Genomic DNA, 26396 nt, shown 5'->3' on the forward strand with positions numbered 1-26396 from the left:
TTCCTGTGCTTCTTATCTCAGTCGAAGAAATTAGTCGTTTACAACTTCTTTTCCTTTGTATGTTCCACAAGCTTTACATACACGGTGAGCAAGCTTCATTTCACCGCAGTTTGGGCATTCCACCATACCTGGAACCTGTAATTTAAAATGAGTACGACGCTTTCTTTTCGCAGTTTTAGATGTTCTTCTAAAAGGTACAGCCATTATTCCCACCTCCTTAAAGAGAATTAAGAAAGTTATGAAGTTCAATTTCAAAACTTCATTTGCTTCTTTGTTTCTTCCGATATTCAATCAGAAGATGAATGATCTTGATCGAAAAATTTCGCAAGTCCAGCAAGTCGTGGATCTACTTTTTTTGTTTGATCCGCTTCTTTTATGACTTCCCAATCGTTACCTGATTGAGGAGCCCCTTCCTCACTGCTATTTTCATCGCAAAAAACTTGCATAGGTACTTCAAGTAAAAGAATTTCTTTGATAACCGGATAGAGATCGATTATATCTGCCTTTACTTGATGAACTTCCTCTTCGGTTTCGTATTCGAAATCCTTTAAGAGAAAGGTTTCTGTTGTTTCAACATTAATTGGATAATTCACATCAACTAACGTACGAGAACAAGGCAAAACAAGATGACCATTTATTTGTAAATGAAAAGTCACTTTTGTCGAGTCGATATCAGCTCGACCCGTTATATGCATTGGTGAAACATCTCGTATTGTTTGATCGACTTCTTTAATATCGTCTACAATGATTGTTTCATCAATCGGTAAATCCTTGCTTCGATATTTTGATAATTGACTTAACGTCCATTTCATACGAATCACCCCAAAGGCAACAAAGGTAATTATAGCTTTCATATAATTATTTGTCAATATTTTTTCTTTACAGTATAATGTGGTCATTATCCTGCATCTTTAATCAAATATCTTCTATATTAACACAAATTAACATTCGAATGAACAAGGAGTGAAACTATGAAAGCAGTCGGTGTGATTGTTGAGTATAACCCTTTTCACAATGGACATGCTTTTCATCTAGAACAATCAAAAGAAATTTCAAAAAGTGATATTGTGATTGCAGTTATGAGTGGGAACTTTCTCCAGCGCGGTGAGCCCGCCTTAGTGTCCAAGTGGACTCGAACAGAGATGGCTTTAGCTGCTGGTATTGATATTATCTTTGAACTCCCCTATCAGTTTGCTACGCAAAAGGCCGAAACATTCGCAAATGGTGCAGTGTCTATTCTCGCAGCAGCTGGCTGTGATTCCCTTTGCTTCGGAAGTGAAGCCGGTAGTATTAATCCTTTTATTCAAACTCTGAGCTTTCTAGAGGAAAAAAATGAAGAATATCAAATGCAAATGAAGAAATTCATGAATATGGGTTATAGCTACCCTAGAGCAGCTTCTCAGGCGTTTCATGAATTAGGTCCGAATGAAGATATCCTAGATCTTTCCAAACCCAACAATATATTAGGATATCACTATTTGAAATCCGTCCATTCGCAAAAGCTTCCCCTAAATGTATTAACAGTTTCTAGAAAAAATGCGGATTATCATGACGAGCATTTCTCCTCTGAAACAATCGCAAGCGCTACAAGCATCCGGAAGGCCTTATTTGAGGATAAAAATGAAATGAATCACATCCGTAAATTAGTTCCAAATTCTACCTTTGAAAGGCTTGTTCAATATAAAAAGGAAATTGGAGCATTCCATCAGTGGGAGGATTATTGGGATTTATTTAAATATCAGCTCATTAGTTTGTCAGCAGCTGAATTGAAGGAAATTTATGAGGTAGAGGAAGGAATAGAGAATCGGGTGCTTTCTGCGGGATTGAAGGCCACCTCATTTACAGATTTTATGAACCTATTGAAAACGAAAAGATATACATGGACAAGACTCCAAAGAATGTGTGTCCATATCTTAACTAATACGAAAAAAGAAGAAATGAGAATCGCTGAGGAAAACCCAAGTTACTTGCGACTCCTGGGCATGTCAGATAAAGGAAGAAAATATTTAAAGGGAAAAAGGGAACAATTATCTTTACCACTAATTTCAAAGCTATCATCCTTCCAAAAGGACACTATTCAACTTGACATAAAAGCTTCGAGAATATACGCATTAGGGGCTAAAGGCGATGCAAAACAATTACTACTAGAAAAGGAGTATTCACAACCACCTATATACTATCAAGCGCATTAAATTGCCAATTTTACATCAAAAAATGGGAAGAAGTGACACCTCTCCCCATTTTTTTGTTTATTTAGCTTTAATGGAATCCAAATATTCCAAAGCATCATCAAATGTATCAACCGGTACAATCTTCATATTCGTTCCGATATCCTTTGCTGTTTTAACTGCATCGCGATAGTTTGAGTTCTTCTCACCATTTTCATTTGGCGCAAAAAAGATTTCAGCACCGGCTTTATCTGCTGCTATGATTTTCTGCTCAATCCCTCCGATAGGTCCAACTGTACCATCAACTGAAATCGTCCCTGTCCCTGCAATCTTGTAACCTTTTGTATAATCCTTCTTCGTCAATTGATTATATATTTCAAGTGAGAACATTAGTCCAGCTGATGGACCACCAATATCGCTAGTCTCTACGTGAACGGTTGGTTCCACTTCAAGTTCTTTGTCATCTACTAGCGAAATTCCTACCCCTACCTTTGATTGGTCATCATGAAACTTTTTAAGTGAAAGGGTGATGTCCCCCTTTTGGTCATTACGAAGAAAAGCTAATTTTACTCGATCGCCTTCATTTTTCTTGCTTACGTAATTAATAAACTGTTCAGTAGAATCAAAATCCTTGCCATCAACCTTATAAATTCGATCACCAGGCTTAAGCTTACCTTCTGCGGGCATGTCATCAACAACATTTAATACATAAACACCCTTGTAATCATATTGGATGGGGATATCTGCTTTCTTATAAGCAACTTCAATGGCATTTGTTTTAGAACTTGACATTAAATAAAGCTGACGTACATTATATTCTTCTTCAGATTCATCCTTTGCTCTAATGGCTTCTAATGGGTAAATATCTTGGTACTTGCTTAATTTTGCGATTACATAAGAATAGATATTGGCTCTTCCCATTCTTACAGTTGTTAGCATAAAGCTTCCTTCTTCTTCAAAAGCATCCTCAACTTTAATAATTGGCTCGAGCTCCTTTGCCATACCAGGTTTAGAAACATAAAACGGCAAATAATAGAACGAACTTGCTAAAAAAATGAGTATGATGATAATGCCAAAAGAACGGATGTAAATCTTTTTCCTCATTAACTACTGCTCCTCCCACTGCTCCAATAATTGTTTAATCTTTGGAATATGCTTCCTAGTCTCTTCCTCACCCATTTTAATAATTTCATCGATATTTGTAAAAGCTCTTGAACTATAATTTTCTACTCTAGGGCGTATCATAATATCAGATGCGATTTCACGGTTGGTAACAAGCTCCATTTGCATGATATCGATGCTTTGCATAATAACATCAAAAATGGAAGTAATCTCTGTATTTGTTTTAACATGTGCAACATCCACTGCAATGACAATATCTGCCCCCATTTCCTTCACAACAGAGACAGGAACCCTGTCCACTACACCTCCATCAACAAGTAGGCGGCCATTATGCTTTTCTGGAACAAAGATTCCTGGTATCGCAATACTTGCTCTTACTGCATCAGAAATGGAACCTTGATTAAACACCACTTTTTCACCACTTAATAAATCTGTAGCGATTACAGAAACTGGAATATCCAGTTGTTCCAATGTTTTGCCGTGTGTAAACATTCGAATAAACTCTTTCACCCTTTTACCTGCAATAAACCCCATTTTAGGGACAGTAAAATCCAAAAAATATTTACGTTTGAATACCTTTGATAATTTATATAATCGCTCAATATCTAGTCCTGCGGCATAAAAACATCCTATCATTGCGCCCATACTGCTTCCAGATATTAAATCAATAGGAATCCTTTCTTCAACTAATACCTTGATTACACCCAAATGAGCAAACCCGCGTGCACCACCAGAACCAAGAGCAAGGCCAATTTTAGGTTGATGCATTCAAGGACCCTCCTTACTGTGTATCAATTTTCCTCTGACTAATTCAATCTTATGGTCTAATTTCATTTTCTATGAGTATATTGAAATATATGAGGACAAGGCATAATACAAAAATTATTACAAACATTCTATCATTGTTTATAAAAAGTTGCACGGTAAGTTCACCTTTGAGGGAGGCAAAGAAAGCGTGTTTCGATCCAAACTTAAAACGATATTTCTATCTATTACTGTACTAATGATAGCCATTTCAATGGTTTCATTTCCCCAAGAGTCAGTAGATGCTTCAGTAAAAGGTCTGAATATGTGGTGGATGATTGTTTTTCCATCCCTCCTGCCGTTTTTTATTGTGACAGAGCTGTTAATAGGCTTTGGAGTAGTAAAATTTATCGGAGTTTTATTAGAGCCCTTTATGAGGCCTTTGTTTAAAGTTCCTGGTGTAGGTGGATTTGTGTGGGCGATGGGGATGGCATCAGGTTACCCAGCAGGTGCAAAGCTCACCGCAAGACTAAGGCAGGAAAAGCAACTAACAAAAATCGAAGCGGAACGGTTAGCCTCCTTTACAAATTCGTCAAATCCCTTATTTATTTTTGGTGCAGTATCTGTTGGCTTTTTTAATAACCCTCAATTAGGGATTCTCCTAGCTTTATCGCATTATTTAGGAAACTTAAGCGTCGGTTTCATGATGCGTTTTTACGGGAGAGATTTAAAGAGTAAAAGAAGGAAAGAAAGTAGAAGAATTTCAATAAAAAGAGCCTTTATCGCCTTGCATCGAACGAGGATTAACGATAAGCGCCCCATTGGGAAACTTTTAGGTGATGCAGTCATGTCATCTATTCAAACACTATTAATGATCGGCGGGTTTATTATTTTATTTTCTGTAATAAACAGGCTCCTAACTCTTTTACATATTACAGCTATTTTGAGCTTGGGCGTCGAATATATTTTTCAGCTATTCCGTTTACCAGAAGAACTTAGCATCCCGTTTATTTCTGGATTATTTGAGATTACGTTAGGAAGTAAATTGACTAGTGGGGTCGAGGAAGCTAGTTTAATGCATCAGGCCATTGTCACAAGTTTTATTTTAGCTTTCAGTGGTTTTAGTGTTCAAGCTCAGGTTGCCAGTATACTTGCACAAACTGACATTCGCTTCAAACCTTTTTTCATTGCCCGAATATGTCACGGCTTTTTCGCCAGTATATTTGCTTTTCTCCTTTGGGAACCCGTCTATACTCGAAATAATCAAATAGAACAACAATCGAATGCATTACCTGCCTTTATGATTAATGAAAGCTCTTGGATGTATGATTGTTTGATAATTATTAAGGATACAGGTCCATTATTAACAATAATAGCGTTAATCATTTATATTCTCATTTATTTTAAAAGAATGAAGAAGGTAGAAAATTAGATTTAAAGCATAAAAGGATGAAAGAAGGCTGATGATTTCTTTAGCCTTTTTTCATCCTTTTAAATATCAATTATTTTTATTTTGCATACTTCTCATTTAATGCAAGCTCTACATAAGGCGGTACCAGGGATGAAACATTCCCATGATATTTGGCTACTTCTTTCACTATACTAGAGCTTAAAAAAGAATATTGGTTATTAGTCATAATAAAAAACGTTTCTATATTTTCTTCTAATACCCTATTCATTGACGTAATTTGCATTTCGTATTCAAAATCGGAAACTGCTCTCAAACCCCTAATAATGGCATTAGCATTTACACTTTTTGCATAATCCATTAATAACCCACTTGAAGTATCGACCTGGACATTAGGAATATCCTTTGTCACTTCCTTTATTAAATCCATTCGTTCTTCTGGTGTAAAAAGTGGGTGTTTAGATGAGTTATGCATGACAACAACTTTTATTTGATCAAACACCTTTGCTGCTCTTTTAATAATATCAATATGCCCGTAAGTAATCGGATCAAAACTACCTGGACAGACTGCAATACGTTTCACTGACATCCCCCTTATTGTTCGAACTCATATGTATAAATTGAAATGGCGATAATACCATATGTTTCATGCTTAGTTTTATTAAAATCTCCAATTTGAGTGGGCATGGTAATATCTGAACTATGCTCACATACGATTACACCATTTTTTTGCAATAATTTATTTTTATCAATAATCCCTATTATTTTCTCTAGCTGTTGCTTTTTGTATGGTGGATCTAAAAATATATAGTCAAAACTTAACTCTCTTTTAACAATTGCCTTCAATGCTCGATCCGAATCATTTCGGTATACTTCAACTCTTTCATCAAGTCCACAATTTTTGATATTTTCCCAAATGACTTGAATCGCTTTGCCGTCACGATCAATGAAAATTGCCTTTTCTACACCCCTGCTTAAAGCCTCAATGCCAAGACCCCCGCTCCCAGCAAAAAGATCAAGAGCAATCCCTCCGTCAAAATAAGGACCAATTATATTGAATATGGCTTCCTTTACTTTGTCTGTTGTTGGTCTTGTTGAAGAACCCGGAACAGCCTTTAATGCTTTTCCTTTAAAGTCTCCGGACACTACTCTCATTCTTATCACCACAATCATTATTAAATTTCATTCCCACTTATCCTAACATAATTAGATAGGAATCGACAATATCCAAAATATTCAGAAATAAATGAGGAGATTGAGATGAAAAAATTATCCCACCCCATGTATAACCCTTTGGTTTGTGGAGATAATGTAAGTAACAACATCTATTCGAGGGTGTTGTTGCCAACCGCGGAGAAGACTTACGTTTCCCCATAAGTTCTTCCTCCGGTTTCTCCTCTCCCTTTGCCTTCTTTCCTTACAGAGGATATAGAAGGACCCTGCAGAAATGCAGGGTTTTTTATTTTTGTAGTAAAATTTTATTGAAATTAAAAAGCTGTAGATGATTATTCAAAAATGACGTCTATTCTATAGTTGTTAAGCGAATTTCCTCATTAGACTCTGTTACTCCGATTTTAAAGATGGATTGTAGCCATTTTTGTTCTACATAAACCGTACCATTTAATATTTTTAATGGTTTTTCTAATAATCCATATGTCCCTTGATTATAGACAAAAATGTAATCATTTAAATATAATCGGTAGTTATTATTTCCTTTGCTTAGGAGGATGGATTGTTTATCTGGCATCATTTTCACCTGATAGCCTAATTCCTTCATTGTTATTTCAAATGGGAATAGTTTCGTTTTATCCTGATATATTAGGTGAACATCCTTTTTAATTTCATCATTAACCAACACTTTTCTTTGATCATAAAGGTAAAGCGGGATAAATTTCGTAGCTTCATTTTTATTTAATGTAAAGAAGTGTGTATCCTTTCCTAGCATTTGACTTAGGAGCTCATCCATTTTGACAGTTGTTAAAAGTGCTTCTTCTCTTTGAATGGCCTTTAAAAAATTTTTGATCTCCTCACTCGTGAGATTTTCTCTTATTTCCTTTATCATCCTATTTCCCTTTTCTGTTTTACTTTTTTGATTAACAGATAAGGAAGCAAGCGTATCCAACAGCCAATTTTCTTCTAGAGGTAGTTGATCAAATTTTGTTAAATAAAAAGAATAAGCCAGTCTTTTTTCCAACAATTTAAGCTGAGTCGTTCGGTTAATTACGATGACCCCTTCTCCATTCGATTCGTTATAATTGCTCGACACAACGACAGAAACATAGGGGAATTTTGCTATATTCTTCAAAGAATCAAAATGAAAATCCGGGCTTTTCTTCCCTTCATAAAAAACTGTGATTCCAACAGGGTAATCCTTTTTCTTTAATGGCTTTGGTTGCCAATAAAGTGAGCCGGGATCATTAGCGCCTTTATATTGGTAGTAACTGATATAATCTAAATTCTTACTTCCTTTAAGAGGCAGGCCTGTAACCCAAGAACCCTTCCTTTTTGCATAATCAATAATTTTCACAGTAGAATTCTCTACTTTTGTATTAGGGATCGTCACAAACCAATCACTTAACAAAAAGGAGGAATTTCCATACCTCTTCATAGAAATATTTATTTGCAGCAGCATTTCCCCATTTTTTGCAAGAAAAGTATTTGGGTTTTCATCCTTTGAATTGCATGCTTTTTTATCATTAATCATGCATTTCCACTTTTTAATCCGATCAGGAGCGAGAATTCGATATTCCTTATTTGAAGACAGACCTGAAATCTTTTGAGTAATTTTAAGCTCCCTTTTTTGGGCTTCGACTGTTATTTCTTGCTCTACTTTTTCCAATTCAATATTTTTTGTGTCTGCCTTTTTATCGGAGTATGTGCTCCATTGCCAAAAAAGCACGCCTCCTATGATAAGAGACAAAGCAAAAAATAAACTTAATGATATTTTCCACATAGGATTTTTCCTCATTTTCCATAACTCCAGTACTATATGCAAAATAATTTGATTATTTTTTCAAGCGATTAGACTATTATATTATAGAACTACCTTATCAAATCATATAAAAAACGTCACATGAAATTTTTTAAAAACAAGGGACTTTATTATTTTGAAACATTTTATTCTTTGAAGGTTTCTATAAAATTCTTCTATATTATGATTGAAAATGATAAAGTAGAGTTTAGAATTTGAACATGAAGGAACGAAAATAAGGGAGAGATTATTTTGATTCAACGATTTATTGAACTTGGGGAAGGATATTCTGACCTTTATGAATTAATTGAACTTACAAGAGCCAATAGCCACCGCCTTCAGCATATGATGGCCTTCCATACTACCATGGATGAGAGAGAAGTTACATCTCTTGTTGTAATTTTGCAGCCGACTGACCCTGGGAAATTTCAGCCCCTTTATATTTGTCGAGAAGGGATTCCAAATCCACACAGCACCCCAAACAAAAGATTTGAATTATTTGCTGAACTGGCAAATGAATTACAAAAAGAAATTATTGAAATAGATGTAAAGCCTTCTGTGCAGTTTGCTGAAAAGGAATTGTTTTACCAGCATTTAATTGGAATATTAAGGATGAACCGATTTATTTTGCCTATGCAATAATAACCAAGGTGAAAACACTTCTTTAAGCATTTTATTTATATAGAAGTGACGAAAAAAGGTGAGACACTTAGGTCTCACCTTTAAATTCCCATCTTATAGTCATATTCTTTTGCTTTATCTGGCTTAGAATTTTCATATTCTATTTTCAAAAACGGTTTAAAGGAAGGTTCTACCTTTTTGACAAAGTTATAGGAATTTATCTTTTCCATAATCCCTTCTAGATCCTTCTGATCACAGTATAGAACCACATATTTGAGTCGTTTAGATACATAATGTACATTTCCGAACTTTCGAAGCATTTTTGCTTGTTTAAGAGAGTGTAGCCAGATAATCATTCCTTGGCGCTGACCTAGCATTATTCTTTTCCCCTTCTTAAGACTTATTTTAATAAGTCTAGCATATGAAAACTGTTAAAAGCAATCAAAGAATAAGGAGGATGGGAGTTTTATGAGCATCCACAGCTTCCACCGGAACCACATCCGCCACTACTACAGCTTGATTCAAAAAATGGATTACCAGTTGGAACTTTGATATGCTCTGAAACAGAATGACCTACGATAACACTTACTTCGTCTAATAAGCTTTGAAGGTCATTTTCAGCCTTTTTGAAATTCGCAACATGCTCATCAAGATCCATCTCCCGTTTTGTCTCCCGGATGGACATCATTACCTTTTTATAATCTGGATGGTAACGGCCAAATCGCTGTACTTCCTCATACAAATCCTTCATTTTTACAAATGCTTGAATCTTTTGCTGTGTGCTTTTATTAGTTTTCATTCTATATAAATGAGTACGATAGTTTTCAGCAACATCTGACTCTAAAATCATCTTTGCCAATTCATTTGCTTCGTCTAAAATCTTTATACTTTCTAATGTAGCAAGCAAATAGCTCACCTCCGATTCATATTTTATCATGAATCGATTCAACAGAAAAGAATCCAACCTTAGGAAGGAATTTCCACACTAATGGTTTCAGTCTGAACCAGTTGATTCTTTGTTCCAATAACCTCTAATTTAATCGTATGGGTGCCACTTGAAAGCCCCTTTATAATAAATGCTGCACTAGATACCTCCATTTCTCTTTTTCCATCAATATAAACAATGATTTTCCCAGTTTCCTTATCTGTATTATGTCTAAAGGATATTTCAGGTATCATGCATTCAACAAGTACATGATTTTGTTTGACTTGGTGTTGTACATGAAATGGTTTTGTCTCATTTATTCGAAAGACTGGAGAAACATGATTATCGGATAGATTTTGAACAGATACTTTTCCTTCACTAGCTTCGGGTTCAGGGATATCTCTATGACAGCCGCTTAACAGAACGGACGGGATAAATAATAGATGAACAATCCAGATTCTCATACTCATTAACACTCCTTTTTGATTTATTGTTTGCAACCCCTATCTTTTTAGTCCAAATAAAAAAGCCCTCTCTAAATCGAGAAAGCCAAAATTTAAGATGGATTATTCATTGACTGAAACATGCTCATCATTAATGACGCCATTTGTACACCAGAAGTGAATTTTTCCACCTGATGAGGAATGGTCTTCTTATAGTAATGGAGAGAGGCGATTTCAAATGCTTGCAATTTATTCGGATTTCTTGAAAGCTCCCGATACCACCTGGATTGTTCTCTTAAAAACTGCTTAAGCTCCTTATTCCTATAGATGTACTCGATTACATCCTTTCTCATCTCATATCACTCCGGTATCATTAGTCTTTCCTAAATGAAAATGGGTGTTTTGGTTGTGAAGGCTGTTTTTGATGATTTGTTTGGCTTGAACCTTGAAATTGAGAAATGACACCAAGAATGGAGGAGATTGCCTGGTTCGCTTGATAAATATAAGTATTTAGTTGGTCCGGATCAACCTTCGATATATTCCTCATAATTTTTGATACCCAATCTGCCTTTTCATCATCAATTGAAGTTTCTTCGGGTTCCTCCTTACCCGTTATTAATGCTTCCCATTTTGGATCATCTTCCCCTAATAAATACCAATCCTCATATAGCTCTTGTAAAGTATACTTACCATTTCTAACTTCCTGCATAATTTTTGGATTTGCTTTAATAAATTCCTTAAATTTAATAATAGAGGGATGAAGACTCTTCTTTTCCAATGTAGTCACCTCGAGGTCAATACATTTACCTATATTACCATATGAGTAAGTTATAAAAAGGTGATTCTGATGGTTTTCAAAAATCCTTAAAAAGTGATAAGATATTTTGCAGATATGATTGGAGTGTGCTTAAGTGAAAAAACAGTTAGAGCAATTATTTAATGATTATGTTGAGGAAGCGAATGAAGAAGAGCAAAGGGTGTTAATGGACCTATTAGAAAGTTTAAACAGAAAAAGAAAGGAGTCATTAACTACCTATATTAGCGAAATAATGAAAATGGAGCGTTCAGGGAATGGTGACGGTTTTGAAATTAAAATACCGATTACACCTTTATTAAACAATACTCTTGGAATTGTCCACGGTGGTTTCACAGCAACACTAGTTGACACAACAATGGGCGTATACGCTAATATGATACTACCTGAGGGATACGGGGCTGTTACTTCAAGTTTAAATATCCATTATCTATCACCAGGCATTGGGGATTACCTTGTTTGTAAAGCAAAAATGGAGCATAAAGGTTCAAAGACGATGGTGCTTTCATCAGACGTTTTCCGTTCTGACGGTAGAAAGATTGCCCAAGCTACCGGAAGCTTTTTCGTTATTGAATCAGGAACGATTAATTGATAAGGGAAAATTTATTCTCAAGAAAAAACAAGACTGATTGCAGCAAAGGCAATGGATCAGCCTTGTTTTTTTATCCATCATGGCTCCCATTTTTGAATAAAGTTTTGAGTATAATGTTTTTTATAAACACCAACACCCAGATGAGTAAATCTCTCATTTAACAAACTCTCTCTATGTCCTTTACTATTTAGCCAACCTTCTACTACCGCTGGGGCATCAATATAATTGGCAGCAATATTTTCTCCGGCTAATTGGTAGAATACTTCTCCTGCTTTTAAGCGATCAGATAATTCCCCATATCTCTTTGAATCATGGGAGAACACTTTACTTTCATACATATCCTTGCTATGTAAAAATGCAACTTTTGCTGTTTTCACATCCCATTTCAGCGGGTTTGCCTTCTCCCTTTTTCTGATAATATTCGTAATATCTAATATTTGTTTTTCATTAGCTCGCTCAATCTTCTCGATGTTATCTTCAATTTTTGTCGTGTTTTCTATTAAATCGCCTCTGTAAAATAGCTCATAAGGCCTTTGTTTTATCAGGTTATTCTTATCTAAAATACGGATACCTGATAGTTTTTCTGTAAATTTATCAATATATAATTGTGCAAAAAAATCATTGATAGGCAGTAGCGGCTGTGTTTTCAAATCTTCATCAGATAATTCAAACCGATAGGACCCCTTCTCATGTTCAAAGCTTACTTCTGTTTGCAAGTTATATTTTGATATGATTTCCTCATAATTATCCCCAATCTGAAAAGGTTTAATATTAATATTTCTCCCATTCAAATACATCGTTACGATCTTATTTTGACTAACACCAATCTGAACATATGATTCTAAATCCTGATTATATACCCACCAATTATAATCATAAAAGGATGGCTCAATTCTGTTGGGCTTTCCTAGTATAGGGTAAAGCTCTTTCACATCTTTTCCTATCAAATTGAGAAGGCTATCATCTGGAAAATCCCATTCGAAGTTATTTTTTCCTGTTTCTGACTCTTTAGTCACCTGCTCTACGGCATTTGCTTGACTATCCCTTATAAAAAAAGGATTCATCTTAATTGAAATCACCAAGAATAAGACAATTGTAAATGCGGTAAATACTATCCTTCGGGTTCCTGCCTTCATAATAATTCCCCCTATCAATCCGCTTTTCTATCATTATATGATTACTAATGGAAATTATTATTCTTTTAGTAGATTTCATTCAATATAATGAAATCTACTTGTGAGAAATTAGTAGCAATAAAAAGACACCTAATAGGTGCCCTTAATGTTGAAAATCTTGCGCTGCTTGTTCTGAGATTTCTGAAAGAGCTTTTCCTGCTTGTTCATCTGATAGCTTCCGTATCGCAAAATCACCAAGAGCAACAATCCCAACTAATTCATTATTATCCACCACAGGAAGTCTCCGAATTTGATGCTTCGCCATTAATTCAGCCGCCTCCTTTGTACTTGTTTCTGGTGAAACCGTTATTAGTTGATTACTCATTATGACTTCAACCTTTGTAGAACCTGGATGTTTTTCTGCCACCCCTCTTACGGCAATATCACGGTCAGTAATCATCCCAACTAATTTCCCATTATCCACTATAGGAATTGCACCAACATTAAATTCCTTCATCTTTGTTGCTACCTCAAAAACATTATCGAGTAATGTACAGCATTCAACCTCTTTAGTCATAACATCTCCAACTCGTTCCATAACCTATTGCCTCCCTTAAACATATTTTTGAGTATTCAGTATCAAGGAAAACTAAATATTTTTTCATTTACCGTTTACATATGATTCCCTCACCTGCAGGAATTATGCAAAATTTTCTAGCGCGGTATATTTCCGAAATATCAAAATCATTATAATTTATAGAAAAATTGTGAAAGTACTGTGTTTTCTTTCATGTTGTGATTGCAACTTCTACATTTTTCTACTATCATTAAATTTGAATAAAAAGGTCAGATTCTGACTTCTAAATTTTTATTTTATGCTCGCTGATTGTACTGTAGGAGGGACAAAAAATGAGATTCGAGAACACAGGGATTGAGAAATTTAAGGCAAATCTAACTCGTTTAGATGAATTAATGTCAGATTACGGTCTAGTACGTGAAGGACAATGGGATTATGAAAGAGTTACATACGATCGTAAGTTTGATATAAAAGAAGGTATTTTCTACCTTCGCGTTCAAGGGTACGCAACTGAAGGGGATGTAGGGGCTAATAAGGCAGTAATTCAACTGATGACTCCTCTACTAGGAAAATACTATTACCCACACGGTGTTGAATACGGAGAAGGGGAATCCTTTCCAAAGTCTCTTGTAGATCAATCCGAAAAAATTCTTGCTGAACTCAAAGCTAAAATCGAAAGTTTTGCATTGTAGTTTTCGACGAATCATAAAAAATAAGGATGTCTCTTAAGATGCATAACGCCTTAAGAGACATCCTTTTTTCATTAGTCGTAAGTAATACTTTTATCTAAGTTTACTAAAATCCTATAATAGCTTTAATGACAGAAGTCGTATCTCCCCCGTGATAAATAACATAAAGAAGTAGATATACAGCTATCCCTGTTACTGCTGTAAAAAACCAAATGATACTAGTGATGGGTCCTAGTTTTTTGTGTTTTGCCAATTTATTGGTATACCCAGTTAAAAGGGTTACAATTCCAAAAACTGCACCAGTGGTAGCTAACAAAATATGAAAGAATAAAAAGAGAGTATAGTATATCTTTACGTCTTTTGGTCCACCAAATGCTGTATTTCCTAAGAAAATTGTTCGTGTAGCATAGATAATAAAGAATATTAGAGCAAATACGGCAGCTGTTATCATTGTTTTTTTATGGGCTTCAACCTTTTTTTGACGTATTAAGCCCCACCCAATTGCAACTGTTATCGCACTTAGTACGATAAAAGAAGTACTTATCGTTGGTAAAACTGGCAGCGAATTGTTCATTATGTTTTCCTCTTTCCCCCATCTAAAGTTATAGTATGATAAATATGTATGATTACCTAAGCAAAACAGATTGTTTTGTAATCAACTTTAATATTAATGGACATTCCTTCATAATTCAATAAACAAGCAGATTGTGAAAGGAAGATTGCTTAAATTGACAAAATTGTAAAGATTGTGTGAAATTCTTGAATAAATGATGATTGTGAATGCTAAAAAGGGCTGTCTATATAATATGCTTAGCAAATTATATAGACAGCCCCTCGGTTCACAAATGATTATTCTACTGGGCGGGGATTTATATAGGCATTTTGCATTTCAATGTCAATTTCATCCACTTTTTGTTCTTTTCTATACCATTCGAAGAAAACCCTACCTAGAACAACTCCGTAGACTATTTCTTGTATGATCTTCATAATAACCCCACCAAGCTGCTGATCATGTATAAGAGACATGGAATTGAACATTTCAGGTCCACTCAATTCTATTCCAGAAAGAGTTCCATATGGTACACACAACTCAAGGGCTTGGGCCCAAGAGTTTGGGTCGGAAAACGTATGGTACATAGGTGTATCGGAGAAGATAATTAGAGCACATGCAGGAGTTAATAGTACTCCATTAGCAAAAATATAACCAACCTTCTTTATCCCACTTAAAGATGCCTGTTCCTCAAGATTGTTTACAATTGGCCACCACATGGTTACAGCTAAGCAGAACAATATGCTCGTATATGCCCCATGTAGCCACATATTTGTTTTTATCACATCAAATATTAATGGGATATGATAAAACGAGAATACCCCATTAAATAAGATTAATGCCAATAATGGCTTAGTAAGAATTGCAAATACTTGTTTTATTACTGGAAGTATAAGAACTTTCCTCCATATCCACTCCGGAATACCAGCGATAATAAGCTGTGGAATAATTAAGTATAGAACAGCCATTTGGATCATATGAACATAAAACATAATATGCCCCATCAAATCAATGGGAGACCCTTTAATAATATAAATAAATAAAATACCAAGTATAAACAATGTGCCTTGGGTTTTCGTCAACGGTTTGCTTGATTGAAACCTGTTTCTATATTTAACTGTAATTAAAAAATAACCTATCGATAATAGTATTAAAACAAAAAGGAAATATGGGCTCCATAGTGCTCTGAATCCGAATATTTCAAGTGTTAGCATTACATAATCCCCTCTTTATATAAAAAGATCTACAACATCATTTGAATATATATTCATGATTATGACTGCATTCTCTTATTTTCGCTAATAAATTGACCTAATAAATCCTTATTTTCAATTTCATTCCATTGAAAAATGGATATTTTTATCACTTCAATGTTATAAAAAGAAAATCGGCCAATAAAAAGCCGATTTTCTGATCAAACTACCACCAAACAATAGTCATAAACGCTAATATCGTTACTAATCCAACAAGTAAACCAGAATAAAGGAAAAGAGAAGGTGCTTCATGACCTTTATGGCTCATGTGCATAAAATAGTACAATTGAAACACCACTTGCACAGCTGCTAAAAGGATAATAAATGGAACAATAAACCAGTTTGAAAAGCCATCATATCCTACAGCTATAAATGCAATAAGGGTTAAAAAAATCATCAAGGAAAAGGATACCACTTGATATCTCATTTCTTCCGCGCTTTTTTTACGACGATATTCAATGTCTACTCTTGGGTTTCCTGAATTTGATTGTTGGTTCGCCATCAGTTTATCCCACCATTCCCATTAAATATACTACAGTAAAGATGAATACCCACACAACATCGATAAAATGCCAGTAAAGACTAGCTACATAAAACTTCGGTGCATTATAAAGGCTTAAACCCCTACTAGCATTTCGAACAATTAGCGTTGTAATCCACAAAAGTCCAAAAGCTACGTGACCCCCGTGAAAGCCAACTAATGTGTAAAATGCTGATCCAAATGCACTACTTGAAAATGTGTGATGATATTCATGAATATAGTGTCTGAACTCATAAACCTCAAGGCCAAGGAATCCAGCTCCTAATAATACAGTTACGAGTAACCAGGCTTGCATTTTCTTAAAACTAAAGTTCTTCATATGATACATCGCATAAACACTAGTTAAAGAACTTGTTAATAGTAACATCGTTGCAACAAAAGTCAAAGGCAACTCAAACAGATCCTTTGCTAACGCATGGTCAGCATTTGGCACTTTATCTTTCAATGCAAGATAGGTTGCAAATAGGGATGCAAATAGAACTGTTTCTCCCCCTAAGAATAACCAAAAACCCAAAAACTTATTTTTCCCCTCGAGGGTTGATTTTTCAGGCGCAGCTGGCCATGTTTCATAATTCAATTTTTCCTCAGCGTGCATTATGCCTTAACCCCCTTATCATCCTCATCGATTAAATCTTCTTTATGAATATGATAACCATGATCATCCTTCACTGAACGAACAAACATGGAGATAAATGTAATAGCCATTCCTACGATAAACACAATGGTAGCAGTAGAATTAGCGAATACATCATCTGCCTTTTGATCAAATTGATACATTGCACCGAAAGCAGCTATGAATAACCCCAATGAAATCATAAACGGAATGAAAGAAGAATTTGGCATATGGATATCACCTAGTGGTTCAGCAGGAGTTAATCCTTTTTTGCCCTCCATTTTTTCAATCCAATAAGCATCTAACCCACGAACAAGTGGAGTTTGTTTGAAATTATAATAAGGTGGTGGTGAAGAAATAGCCCATTCAAGTGTTCGGCCGTCTCCCCATGGATCGTTACCAACCTTAACATTTTTAACGCTTGTAATGATTACATTCAATAACAGAAGAATTACTGCAACTGCCATAAATGCTGCACCAACAGAACTTACCAGGTTCCCTGTTTCTAAACCTTGACCAGGTAAGAAGGTGAAAACACGTCTTGGCATACCCATTAAACCTAAGAAATGTTGGACAAAGAATGTTAGATGGAATCCAATAAAGAATAACCAGAATGTAATCTTACCAAGAAACTCATTTAACATCGTTCCAAACATTTTTGGCCAATAGAAGTGAGCAGCAGCAAGTAAGGCAAACACTACCCCACCAACGATAACATAGTGGAAGTGAGCAACAACGAAATAGCTGTCATGATATTGATAATCCGCTGCAGCCGTAGCGTTCATTACCCCTGTAACCCCACCGGCAACAAATGAAGGAATAAAGGCAACTGCGTACATCATTGGGGTAGTAAATTTAATACTTCCTCCCCAAATGGTGAATAACCAGTTAAAGATTTTTATCCCCGTCGGAACTGCTATTGCCATTGTGGCAACAGAGAAAATTGCGTTTGCAACAGGTCCTAAACCAGTGGTAAACATGTGGTGAGCCCATACCATGAACCCTAAGAAACCAATTAATACAGTAGCGAATACCATTGATGAATATCCGAATAAACGTTTTCTAGAAAAAGTTGCAAAGATTTCTGAGAATATACCGAATGCTGGTAAAACAAGAATATAAACCTCAGGGTGACCGAAAATCCAGAAGAAATGCTCCCAAATTATCGTATTCCCACCATTTGCAACATCGAAGAAATTTGATCCGAATAAGCGGTCAAAGATCATTAAGAATAGTCCAACAGTAAGCGGTGGAAAAGCAAATAATATTAGTGCTGATGTTACAAATGATGCCCATGTAAACATTGGCATTCTCATATAAGTCATACCCGGGGCACGCATATTAATAATGGTTGCCAGGAAGTTGATACCACCGATTAGCGTTCCAGCACCTGAAATTTGTAATCCAAGAGCATAAAAGTCAATTCCATGACCTTTAGACGCTAATGATAAAGATGCATAAGATGTCCACCCTGCATCAGGTGCGCCACCTAAAAACCAAGAGCAGTTTAAAAACACTCCACCAAAGAAAAATAGCCAAAAACCTAATGCATTAAGAAATGGAAATGCAACATCTCTTGCACCTATTTGCAAAGGCACAACCGCATTCATAAAAGCAAATACAAGCGGCATTGCAGCTAGGAAAATCATCGTTGTACCATGCATTGTCATAATTTCATTGTATAATCCGGCACTTACAAAGTCATTATTCGGTACCGCTAGCTGAATGCGAATAAACATCGCTTCTAGACCACCGATGACAAAGAAAAGTCCACCAGCTATTAAATAAAGGATTGCAATTTTTTTATGGTCAACTGTTGTTAAATAGTCCCATATTGTTCCCGCGAATCCTTTCTTCTGTGCGTAGGTACTCACAGTTTTACCTCCCTTTCAAACTTATCCCCTATTAATCCTGAACTTTAAGCCCCATTAAAAACTCTGTCAAAGCATCGATTTGTGTATCTGTTAGATTTCCGTATGTACCAGTCATTTTGTTCGCTGGCTTATAGGTTTCAGGATCTTTTAACCAATTTTTTAAATCTTTTTCACTGTGATCAAGAACACCCGCGATTCTTGTGCGTTCACCAAAGGTTGCTAAATTTGGTGCTTGGCGTGCTGCTTCAGGTCTTGCATCTTGTGGAGTTACCGCATGACAACCGATACAGCTTTTGTTAAACACATCTTGACCTTCTTGTGCGAGAGGCGTCGTTGGGCTTGGCTCTTTCGCATTTTGCATATTATTCAGCCATTGATCAAAGTCTGATCTTGAAAGGGCTTTTACTTTAAAATCCATTAATGCATGTGATGGACCACAAAGCTCAGCACATTTGCCATAAAATTGATCCTTTGCATTATCTGCACCCTTTGAATCAAACTCTAGCCAAAATTTATTAACCACTTCTGTATTCGTATCCATCTTTCCTCCAACTGCAGGAATCCAGAATGAATGCTTAACATCTGATGCTTTTAAATTAAAGTAAACCTTTTCATCTGTTGGAACAACTAACTCCTGACTAGTGACAATTTTGTGATCTGGATACTCAAATTCCCACCAGTAGAGGCTTGCTCTAACGTTGACAACCAATGCGTCTCTTTTTCCATCTTCATTCTTTTTATCCATGTCTGTAACATCTGCAAACTTGAATGTAGCAGCAACTGTAGGTACCGCTAATACAAGAAGTAAAAGAATTGGAATAGTAGTCCAAATAATTTCTAGCTTATGACTACCTTCGACTTGCTTTGGTATTTTTTCATCCTTTCTACGAAATTTGATAATAACAATGAAGAAAATCACTGTTACTACCGCAATTACCCCCACCATAATTGCCGTACTTAACATCATTAAATCATATTGCGTTTTCGCAACTTCACCGGCTGGTGTTAACGTTGAAAGGAACGGTTCACCACAACCGGAGAGAATGAGCGTCAATATCGCAAACAAGGATAGATGACGCCATTTCGAAAGCCTTTTCATAGCTTAATCAAACCCCTCTTTCCGTGAATTATTTCTTTGAAATGTTAAATCAAAAAAAATAATTATATAGATAAATTCTTTTTTCCATTTCTGGAAAAAAGAATTTTCTACCTGATTCAAATGAAAGTTACTAAGACCATAGCAACAAATATGATTGTCAAATACTGCAATGAGTAAATAAACATTAGTCTGGCCCATTTAAGATCATCTTTCATCCTGTAACCATATAATCCAAGAAGAAGCCAACCAATATTTAAAATACTTGCTAAAATAACAAACGGAATCCCCAGTGAAGATAGTAAAAATGGAATTGGTATTAAGGCTGCAACCCAGATAACCATATGATGCTTTGTGACTTTAAATCCTTTTACTACAGGAAGCATAGGAATTTTTGCTGCCCTGTAATCCTCCACTTTTCTCATCGCAAGTGCGTAAAAATGAGGAGGCTGCCAAATAAACATTATTAGGAATAAACACCAAGCAATAATATCGAGATTGGGATCAACAGCTGCCCAACCGATTAATGGTGGAGTTGCACCTGAAATACTGCCGATTACAGTATTTGAAACAAAGTATCTCTTTGACCATAAAGTATAAAGGCAAATATAACTAAAAACTCCAATTAAACCAAGGATGGTTGCAGATAAAGTAGTAAATAAAAGAAAAATGGTACCTATAACAATAAAGGCAGTTCCAAGAAATAATACCTTTCCATTGCTGAATTTCCCAGTTACAGTTGGCCTCGACTTAGTTCTATTCATTAATGGGTCAATGTCTCGATCAATATAGTTATTAATCACACAAGAACCAGCAATAATAAAGGAAGTACCCAATAATGTGAAAAGAATAATATCTAAATGATTCAGAAATCCATTCCCCGTAAAATGTAAAGCAAGCCATATGCCTGTAAAGGCTGTAATAACATTTGAATTAACAATACCAATCTTAATTAATGCTAGGAAATCCTGCAAAGCTGTCGCTTTTGGTATATCCTCATGAAGGTTTTGCTTGTTGTCGTTTAGTCCAACGTCATTCAAAACCCTTGAATTTGACATATTTTTTTCCTCCTCCATCCCTTATCACCCATACAGCAAAATACTTCTACTTTTAATATAAATCATATTAATAATCAATGCTATATCAGTAATAAAAAACCAGGGGATGATTCTGCTTAGATATCCTTCATGATTTCTACTATAATGAACATAAAAATGTTGTTAAACGTTTGTGTAGAAAAACATTCCCTCTTCTGTCTATTAAATCACACTTTTGGTTGTTTTTGTGAATTTTTTTTGAATAAATTTTGAAAAATTTGTGTCAGCTGATAACCATTCTTACTTTATTTGCTTTTTGGGATGCATTAATTAGATCTTACCATTGCTTCTTGATACAATAAAACCATTAAATTATAATATTTTGAAATATTTGCAAAATAGTATTTTCTTCCTATATATTTCTAGCAAAATCTACACTTTTATTCAACCATTTTATTACCATTATTATAGTAAAAATTATTTTTATTGTATTATTTGATTTTTTTGTGTACTATCAAAAATGGTAGAACTATGTCGTCTATTCAGATTTTTTCGTCAAAATCAGATATAATATTTATCATTTATTTTTGAATAAGTTTAAATATTTTTTTGTAGTTCTCGTTACTTACACTATCATTTATGAAACATATAATTTAAGAGGGTGGAATTTTTTGAGGCGTTCACTTAAGTGGTTTGCTGTTTTGACAACAATCGGGATGCTTTTCATATTAATAGGAGGTGCGCTTGTTACAAAAACCGGTTCGGGAATGGGATGTGGAAGGTCCTGGCCACTTTGCAACGGTCAGCTCATTCCTAGTGAAATTACTCTTGAGTTGGTTATTGAGCTTGCCCATCGAGTAGTTTCTGGTGTTGTTGGCATAATGGTACTTACCCTAGCCATCTGGTCATGGCGTTCGATAGGTCATATTCGTGAAACTAAATTTTTATCTTTACTTTCATTTGCCTTTCTTGTGATTCAAGGATTAATTGGAGCTGCAGCAGTTGTATGGGGGCAAAATAGTTTTGTTCTTGCACTTCATTTCGGAATTTCATTAATTTCTTTTGCAGCCGTTTTTCTTTTGACTCTTCTTATTTTTGAAATTGATAAAAAATTTGAAGCGGATAAACTAATACTTGATAACAGGATGAAAAAACATATCGTTTGGATTACGGTCTATAGTTATGCGGTGGTTTATACAGGTGCCTTAGTACGACATGTAAAAGCTAGCCTTGTTTGTCGGGATTGGCCGTTATGTGTAAATAGTGCACCGTCTCTTCCAGTGAATTTGCATGAATGGGTGCAAATGGGGCATCGACTAGCTGCTGGTATCATTTTCTTTTGGATTCTTTATATTATGATTTTAAGTATCAAACATTATAAGCATCAAAAAGTAATTTACTGGGGATGGATTTTTGCCTTCATTCTTGTTTCATTACAAGTGATTGCTGGAGCATTGATTGTTTATTCTAGATTAAATCTTTACATCGCATTAGCTCATGCATTTTTCATTTCTTGTTTATTTGGAGTATTGAGTTACTTTTTTTTACTCGCAACTAGAAGTAATAAAAATTCCATTGCAATGGCAAATATGAAGAAAGATATGAAAAACAGTCAAAAGACCATCTCACACTAAAAGGAACAAAATCCAATGATAAAAAAGTTGCAGTTAATTATAACTGCAACTTTTTTTCATCTATTTACTTAACTCAATTAATAGGTCTCCAGTTTGAATTGCTTCCCCATTTTTCACATAAATATCTTTCACTACTCCTGAGAAAGGAGCTTGTACGGTTGTTTCCATTTTCATTGCTTCCGTAATAATTAAATGATCGCCACGTTCAACCTTTTCTCCCTTTTCAACAACTACCTTAATAACAGTTCCTGGCATAGTAGCGGAAATATGGTTTTCATTTTTTGGATCTCCCTTAATCTTCGTTGCTACTGTCGATTTAATACTTTCATCCTTGATATTGATTTCACGACGCTGACCGTTTAATTCAAAATAAACGACACGAGTACCATCTGCTTGAGGTTGGCCTACTGACACAAGCTTAACGATTAGCGTTTTACCTTTTTCAATTTCTACTTCGATTTCCTCACCAAGTCTCATTCCATATAAGAATGTTGGCGTATCTAGTACAGAAATATCACCAAAACGCTCTACCATTTGTATATACTCCATGAAAACCTTTGGATATAACGCATAAGAAATGACTTCAAAGCTAGTCACCTGTCTACCTAATTCTTTATAAAGGGTTTCTTTTATATCTTCAAGATTAACTTCCTCTAAAAGTTCACCCGGACGAACAGTAATTGCCTCTTTCCCTTTTAGAATAACCTTTTGTAATTCTTCTGGGAATCCACCATATGGTTGGCCGAGATATCCTTCAAATAATTCAACTACAGAATCAGGAAAATCAAGTGTCCAGCCCTTTGTTAAAATATCCTCTTCATTTAAATCGTTTTGAACCATAAATAGAGCCATATCCCCAACAACTTTAGATGATGGTGTGACTTTTACAATATCTCCAAACATCTTATTGACACGGGAATACATATCCTTTACCTGATCCCACTGATCACCCAAGCCAACAGCCTTTGCTTGCTGTTGTAAATTGCTATATTGTCCACCAGGCATTTCATGCTGGTAAACCTCTGTATGTGGAGATACCATTCCACTTTCAAAATCTTGATAATACTTTCTTACATCTTCCCAATAATAAGAAAGTTCCTCTAACGCTTTAATATTTACATTAGGCTTCCTATCTGATCCTTCTAATGCATAATACAAAGTATTTGCACTTGGCTGTGAAGTTAGTCCAGCCATTGAGCTTAAGGCAACGTCCACAATATCTACACCTGCTTCAATTGCTTTCGCATACATGAAAATTCCATTTCCACTCGTATCATGCGTATGAAGATGGATTGGAATATCGATTGTATCCTTTAATTCTGAGATAAGAGTGTAGGCAGCTTGAGGTTTTAATAGCCCTGCCATATCCTTTATCCCTAGAATATGTGCCCCTTGCTGTTCAAGCTCCTTCGCTAAATCCTTATAATATTTTAAGTTATATTTCATCCTTGTTGGGTCAGAAATATCCCCTGTATAACAAATGGCTGCCTCTGCAATTTTCCCATTTTGTCTAACAGCATCAATGGCAACTTCCATTCCTTTTGCCCAGTTGAGACTATCAAAAATACGGAATACATCAATACCAGCATCAGCTGATTGCTTAACAAATTCTCTTATCACATTATCCGGATAATTTTTATATCCAACAGCATTGGAAGCTCTTAAAAGCATTTGAAACAACACATTCGGAATTTGTTTCCTTAATGTTAATAGCCTTTCCCATGGATCTTCTTTTAGGAAACGATAGGCAACGTCAAATGTTGCACCACCCCACATTTCAAAAGAGAACATATTTGGTAACAGCTTTGCTGACTCTTGCGCAATATGTTTAAAATCTGTCGTACGGACCCTTGTTGCTAGTAATGACTGATGGGCATCACGGAAAGTAGTATCAGTTAAAAGAACTTCTTTTTGATCCTTAATCCATCTAGCAACCCCTTCTGGTCCTTGTTCATCTAGTATTTGCTTTGTTCCATTGCTATACTGATTATCCAAAGAAAGTTTTGGAATACGTGGTTTATCAAATACCGGTCTCTTCTTCTTCTCTATTCCAGGGAAACCGTTGATTGTGACATTCCCAATATAAGAAAGCATTTTTGTACCACGGTCTTTTCTAACTGGGAAAAAGAAAAGCTCAGGTGTTTGGTCAATAAAAGAAGTATCATATTGTCCAGTAATAAACTTCTGGTTCTTCACAACGTTTTCCAAGAAAGGTATATTTGTTTTTATCCCACGAATTCTGAATTCCTGGAGATTTCTGACCATTTTTGCTGCAGCTTGTTCGAATGTCATTGCCCAGGTTGTCAATTTTACCAATAAAGAATCATAATATGGCGTGATAACAGACCCTTGAAATCCGTTCCCTGCATCTAGACGTACTCCAAAGCCACCGCCAGAACGATAGGCCATGATTTTTCCAGTATCAGGCATAAAGTTATTTAATGGATCCTCTGTTGTGACCCTTGATTGTATAGCGTAGCCATTGATTTTTATATCCTCTTGATTTGGTATACCAATTTTCTTGCTATGAAGATCAAATCCTTCTGCAACATGAATTTGGGTATGAACAATATCAACACCTGTAATCATTTCCGTAATAGTGTGTTCCACTTGAATACGAGGATTTACTTCAATAAAGTAAAATTTATCATTTGCTACAAGAAATTCAACAGTACCTGCATTAACATAATCGACATTTTTCATTAATTTTACTGCTGCATCACATATTCTTTGGCGGAGATCTTCAGAAATTGATACACAAGGTGCTACCTCAACTACTTTTTGATGACGACGTTGAACGGAGCAATCCCTTTCAAATAAGTGAATAATATTACCATGGTCATCTCCAATTATTTGAACCTCGATATGTTTCGGTTTTTCTACAAATTTTTCTACATATACTTCATCACTACCAAAAGCAGCCTTCGCTTCTGATTTTGCTCGGTCATAAGCCTCACTGACCTCATCAATGCTTCTGACGATCCTCATTCCACGACCGCCGCCGCCTAATGCTGCTTTAATAATAATTGGAAATCCATGAGATTCACCAAATTCAATTACTTCTTCTAAGCGTTGAACAGGTCCATCGCTACCTGGGATAACCGGAATATCTGCAAGCATGGCTTGAGTTCTGGCTTTCACCTTGTCACCAAACATATCAAGATGTTTTGATTTTGGACCAACAAAAATAATGCCTTCCTCTTCACATCTTTTCGCAAAATGAATATTTTCTGATAAGAATCCATATCCTGGATGAATGGCATCAACGCCAGTGCTTTTAGCAATTTCGATAATCCCATCAATATCTAAATAAGCATCAATAGGCTTCTTACCTTCTCCTACTAAATAGGCTTCATCAGCTTTATATCGATGGTAAGACCCTGAATCTTCTTTTGAGTAAATTGCTACTGTTCTAATATTTAGCTCAGTACATGCACGAAAAACGCGAATAGCAATTTCTCCTCGGTTGGCTACCATAAGTTTTTGAATTCTTCTGCTCAAACTACTACACCTCTTTGTATATGTATTTTCTGTTTCAAACTACAAATATTATTATTCCTAGCTTAAAACTTGGTAAATAAGAAAAAGATATTTTTTTAGATTAATAAG

The 26396-nt window shown here is 35.4% G+C and carries 27 protein-coding genes and 1 pseudogene; 6 read left to right on the top strand and 22 right to left on the bottom strand.

All coding sequences use genetic code 11. The features are described 5' to 3' along the window. Positions 1–30: 30 nt before the first annotated feature. Together rpmF and BQ6100_RS07240 are read right to left on the bottom strand one after the other, a co-directional pair. Entirely contained in the window at positions 31–204 is a 174-nt protein-coding gene (gene rpmF / locus BQ6100_RS07235) for a 50S ribosomal protein L32 (protein WP_009791160.1), read from the bottom strand. Between the two features lie 83 nt (positions 205–287). Continuing rightward, a complete protein-coding gene (locus BQ6100_RS07240) occupies positions 288–812 on the bottom strand; it encodes a YceD family protein (RefSeq protein WP_075983468.1) in 525 nt (174 codons plus the stop codon). A 159-nt stretch (positions 813–971) separates the two neighbouring features. On the opposite strand from BQ6100_RS07240, the gene BQ6100_RS07245 reads away from it, so the two are divergent. Then, positions 972–2192, top strand: coding sequence for a nucleotidyltransferase (locus tag BQ6100_RS07245; protein WP_075981033.1), 1221 nt, complete (start codon positions 972–974; stop codon positions 2190–2192). 57 nt (positions 2193–2249) lie between these two features. Here BQ6100_RS07245 and BQ6100_RS07250 read toward each other — a convergent pair whose 3' ends face one another. Continuing rightward, positions 2250–3272: a SepM family pheromone-processing serine protease gene (locus BQ6100_RS07250; RefSeq protein ID WP_075981034.1), complete on the bottom strand. Its 1023-nt coding sequence runs from the start codon at positions 3270–3272 to the stop codon at positions 2250–2252. A gap of 3 nt (positions 3273–3275) precedes the next feature. Then, positions 3276–4058 carry a patatin-like phospholipase family protein gene (locus tag BQ6100_RS07255; RefSeq protein ID WP_075981035.1) on the bottom strand — a complete coding sequence of 261 codons (783 nt, stop codon included), beginning with the start codon at positions 4056–4058 and terminating at the stop codon, positions 3276–3278. 187 nt (positions 4059–4245) lie between these two features. Here BQ6100_RS07255 and ylbJ point away from each other — a divergent pair, with 187 nt between their 5' ends. Then, positions 4246–5466 (top strand): sporulation integral membrane protein YlbJ, encoded by a 1221-nt coding sequence (gene ylbJ / locus BQ6100_RS07260; protein ID WP_075981036.1) that lies wholly within the window; start codon positions 4246–4248, stop codon positions 5464–5466. 76 nt (positions 5467–5542) lie between these two features. On the opposite strand, the gene coaD is transcribed toward ylbJ, so the two are convergent. The 3 genes from coaD to BQ6100_RS07280 form a co-directional block, all read right to left on the bottom strand. Next, positions 5543–6025: a pantetheine-phosphate adenylyltransferase gene (gene coaD / locus BQ6100_RS07265; RefSeq protein ID WP_097677902.1), complete on the bottom strand. Its 483-nt coding sequence runs from the start codon at positions 6023–6025 to the stop codon at positions 5543–5545. 11 nt (positions 6026–6036) lie between these two features. Beyond that, on the bottom strand, positions 6037–6597 hold the full coding sequence (gene rsmD, locus BQ6100_RS07270; RefSeq protein WP_075981038.1) for a 16S rRNA (guanine(966)-N(2))-methyltransferase RsmD: 561 nt from the start codon (positions 6595–6597) through the stop codon (positions 6037–6039). Positions 6598–6964: 367 nt separating this feature from the next. After that, entirely contained in the window at positions 6965–8395 is a 1431-nt protein-coding gene (locus BQ6100_RS07280; RefSeq protein WP_075983469.1) for a stalk domain-containing protein, read from the bottom strand. A 270-nt stretch (positions 8396–8665) separates the two neighbouring features. Here BQ6100_RS07280 and BQ6100_RS07285 point away from each other — a divergent pair, with 270 nt between their 5' ends. Continuing rightward, a complete protein-coding gene (locus BQ6100_RS07285; protein ID WP_075981040.1) occupies positions 8666–9055 on the top strand; it encodes a DUF7147 family protein in 390 nt (129 codons plus the stop codon). Between the two features lie 80 nt (positions 9056–9135). On the opposite strand, the gene BQ6100_RS07290 is transcribed toward BQ6100_RS07285, so the two are convergent. From BQ6100_RS07290 to ylbD, 5 genes are all read right to left on the bottom strand, one after another. Then, on the bottom strand, positions 9136–9411 hold the full coding sequence (locus BQ6100_RS07290; RefSeq protein WP_075981041.1) for a YlbG family protein: 276 nt from the start codon (positions 9409–9411) through the stop codon (positions 9136–9138). A gap of 89 nt (positions 9412–9500) precedes the next feature. After that, a complete protein-coding gene (locus BQ6100_RS07295; RefSeq protein ID WP_075981042.1) occupies positions 9501–9941 on the bottom strand; it encodes a YlbF family regulator in 441 nt (146 codons plus the stop codon). Between the two features lie 59 nt (positions 9942–10000). After that, positions 10001–10423, bottom strand: coding sequence for a hypothetical protein (locus tag BQ6100_RS07300; protein WP_075981043.1), 423 nt, complete (start codon positions 10421–10423; stop codon positions 10001–10003). 92 nt (positions 10424–10515) lie between these two features. Next, on the bottom strand, positions 10516–10755 hold the full coding sequence (locus BQ6100_RS07305) for a YlbE-like family protein (protein WP_075981044.1): 240 nt from the start codon (positions 10753–10755) through the stop codon (positions 10516–10518). 20 nt (positions 10756–10775) lie between these two features. After that, positions 10776–11180: a YlbD family protein gene (gene ylbD, locus BQ6100_RS07310; protein WP_075981045.1), complete on the bottom strand. Its 405-nt coding sequence runs from the start codon at positions 11178–11180 to the stop codon at positions 10776–10778. Between the two features lie 133 nt (positions 11181–11313). Here ylbD and BQ6100_RS07315 point away from each other — a divergent pair, with 133 nt between their 5' ends. After that, positions 11314–11808, top strand: a complete 495-nt coding sequence (locus BQ6100_RS07315; RefSeq protein WP_075981046.1) for a PaaI family thioesterase — start codon at positions 11314–11316, stop codon at positions 11806–11808. A 77-nt stretch (positions 11809–11885) separates the two neighbouring features. Here BQ6100_RS07315 and BQ6100_RS07320 read toward each other — a convergent pair whose 3' ends face one another. Both BQ6100_RS07320 and BQ6100_RS07325 read right to left on the bottom strand, forming a co-directional pair. Further along, positions 11886–12944, bottom strand: a complete 1059-nt coding sequence (locus tag BQ6100_RS07320) for a CAP domain-containing protein (RefSeq protein ID WP_235816498.1) — start codon at positions 12942–12944, stop codon at positions 11886–11888. A 142-nt stretch (positions 12945–13086) separates the two neighbouring features. After that, positions 13087–13521, bottom strand: a complete 435-nt coding sequence (locus BQ6100_RS07325; protein WP_075981047.1) for a CBS domain-containing protein — start codon at positions 13519–13521, stop codon at positions 13087–13089. A gap of 311 nt (positions 13522–13832) precedes the next feature. On the opposite strand from BQ6100_RS07325, the gene BQ6100_RS07330 reads away from it, so the two are divergent. Beyond that, the gene (locus BQ6100_RS07330) at positions 13833–14192 is read left to right on the top strand and encodes a YugN family protein (protein ID WP_075981048.1); all 360 of its coding nucleotides are present in this window, start codon (positions 13833–13835) and stop codon (positions 14190–14192) included. Positions 14193–14295: 103 nt separating this feature from the next. Here the strand turns inward: BQ6100_RS07330 and BQ6100_RS07335 are convergent, their stop codons facing one another. The 7 genes and pseudogenes from BQ6100_RS07335 to cyoE form a co-directional block, all read right to left on the bottom strand. Next, positions 14296–14763 carry a DUF420 domain-containing protein gene (locus tag BQ6100_RS07335; protein ID WP_075981049.1) on the bottom strand — a complete coding sequence of 156 codons (468 nt, stop codon included), beginning with the start codon at positions 14761–14763 and terminating at the stop codon, positions 14296–14298. A 275-nt stretch (positions 14764–15038) separates the two neighbouring features. Next, a complete protein-coding gene (ctaG, locus tag BQ6100_RS07340; RefSeq protein WP_075981050.1) occupies positions 15039–15953 on the bottom strand; it encodes a cytochrome c oxidase assembly factor CtaG in 915 nt (304 codons plus the stop codon). A gap of 205 nt (positions 15954–16158) precedes the next feature. After that, complete coding sequence (gene ctaF / locus BQ6100_RS07345) at positions 16159–16494, bottom strand: cytochrome c oxidase subunit IVB (RefSeq protein WP_075981051.1); 336 nt, start codon at positions 16492–16494, stop codon at positions 16159–16161. Positions 16495–16498: 4 nt separating this feature from the next. Continuing rightward, a complete protein-coding gene (locus BQ6100_RS07350; protein WP_075981052.1) occupies positions 16499–17128 on the bottom strand; it encodes a cytochrome (ubi)quinol oxidase subunit III in 630 nt (209 codons plus the stop codon). 175 nt (positions 17129–17303) lie between these two features. Then, positions 17304–18994, bottom strand: a pseudogene (gene ctaD, locus BQ6100_RS07355) (cytochrome c oxidase subunit I); the annotation flags it as partial. Between the two features lie 57 nt (positions 18995–19051). Then, complete coding sequence (gene coxB, locus BQ6100_RS07360; RefSeq protein ID WP_075981054.1) at positions 19052–20119, bottom strand: cytochrome c oxidase subunit II; 1068 nt, start codon at positions 20117–20119, stop codon at positions 19052–19054. Positions 20120–20235: 116 nt separating this feature from the next. Then, positions 20236–21174: a heme o synthase gene (gene cyoE, locus BQ6100_RS07365; protein WP_075981055.1), complete on the bottom strand. Its 939-nt coding sequence runs from the start codon at positions 21172–21174 to the stop codon at positions 20236–20238. Between the two features lie 650 nt (positions 21175–21824). On the opposite strand from cyoE, the gene BQ6100_RS07370 reads away from it, so the two are divergent. Continuing rightward, the gene (locus BQ6100_RS07370) at positions 21825–22787 is read left to right on the top strand and encodes a COX15/CtaA family protein (RefSeq protein ID WP_075981056.1); all 963 of its coding nucleotides are present in this window, start codon (positions 21825–21827) and stop codon (positions 22785–22787) included. Positions 22788–22847: 60 nt separating this feature from the next. Here BQ6100_RS07370 and pyc read toward each other — a convergent pair whose 3' ends face one another. Continuing rightward, positions 22848–26288: a pyruvate carboxylase gene (gene pyc / locus BQ6100_RS07375; protein WP_075981057.1), complete on the bottom strand. Its 3441-nt coding sequence runs from the start codon at positions 26286–26288 to the stop codon at positions 22848–22850. Positions 26289–26396: the final 108 nt, after the last annotated feature.

It is taken from the genome of Bacillus massilinigeriensis (assembly GCF_900117315.1).
Taxonomy (GTDB): domain Bacteria; phylum Bacillota; class Bacilli; order Bacillales; family Cytobacillaceae; genus Bacillus_BE; species Bacillus_BE massilionigeriensis.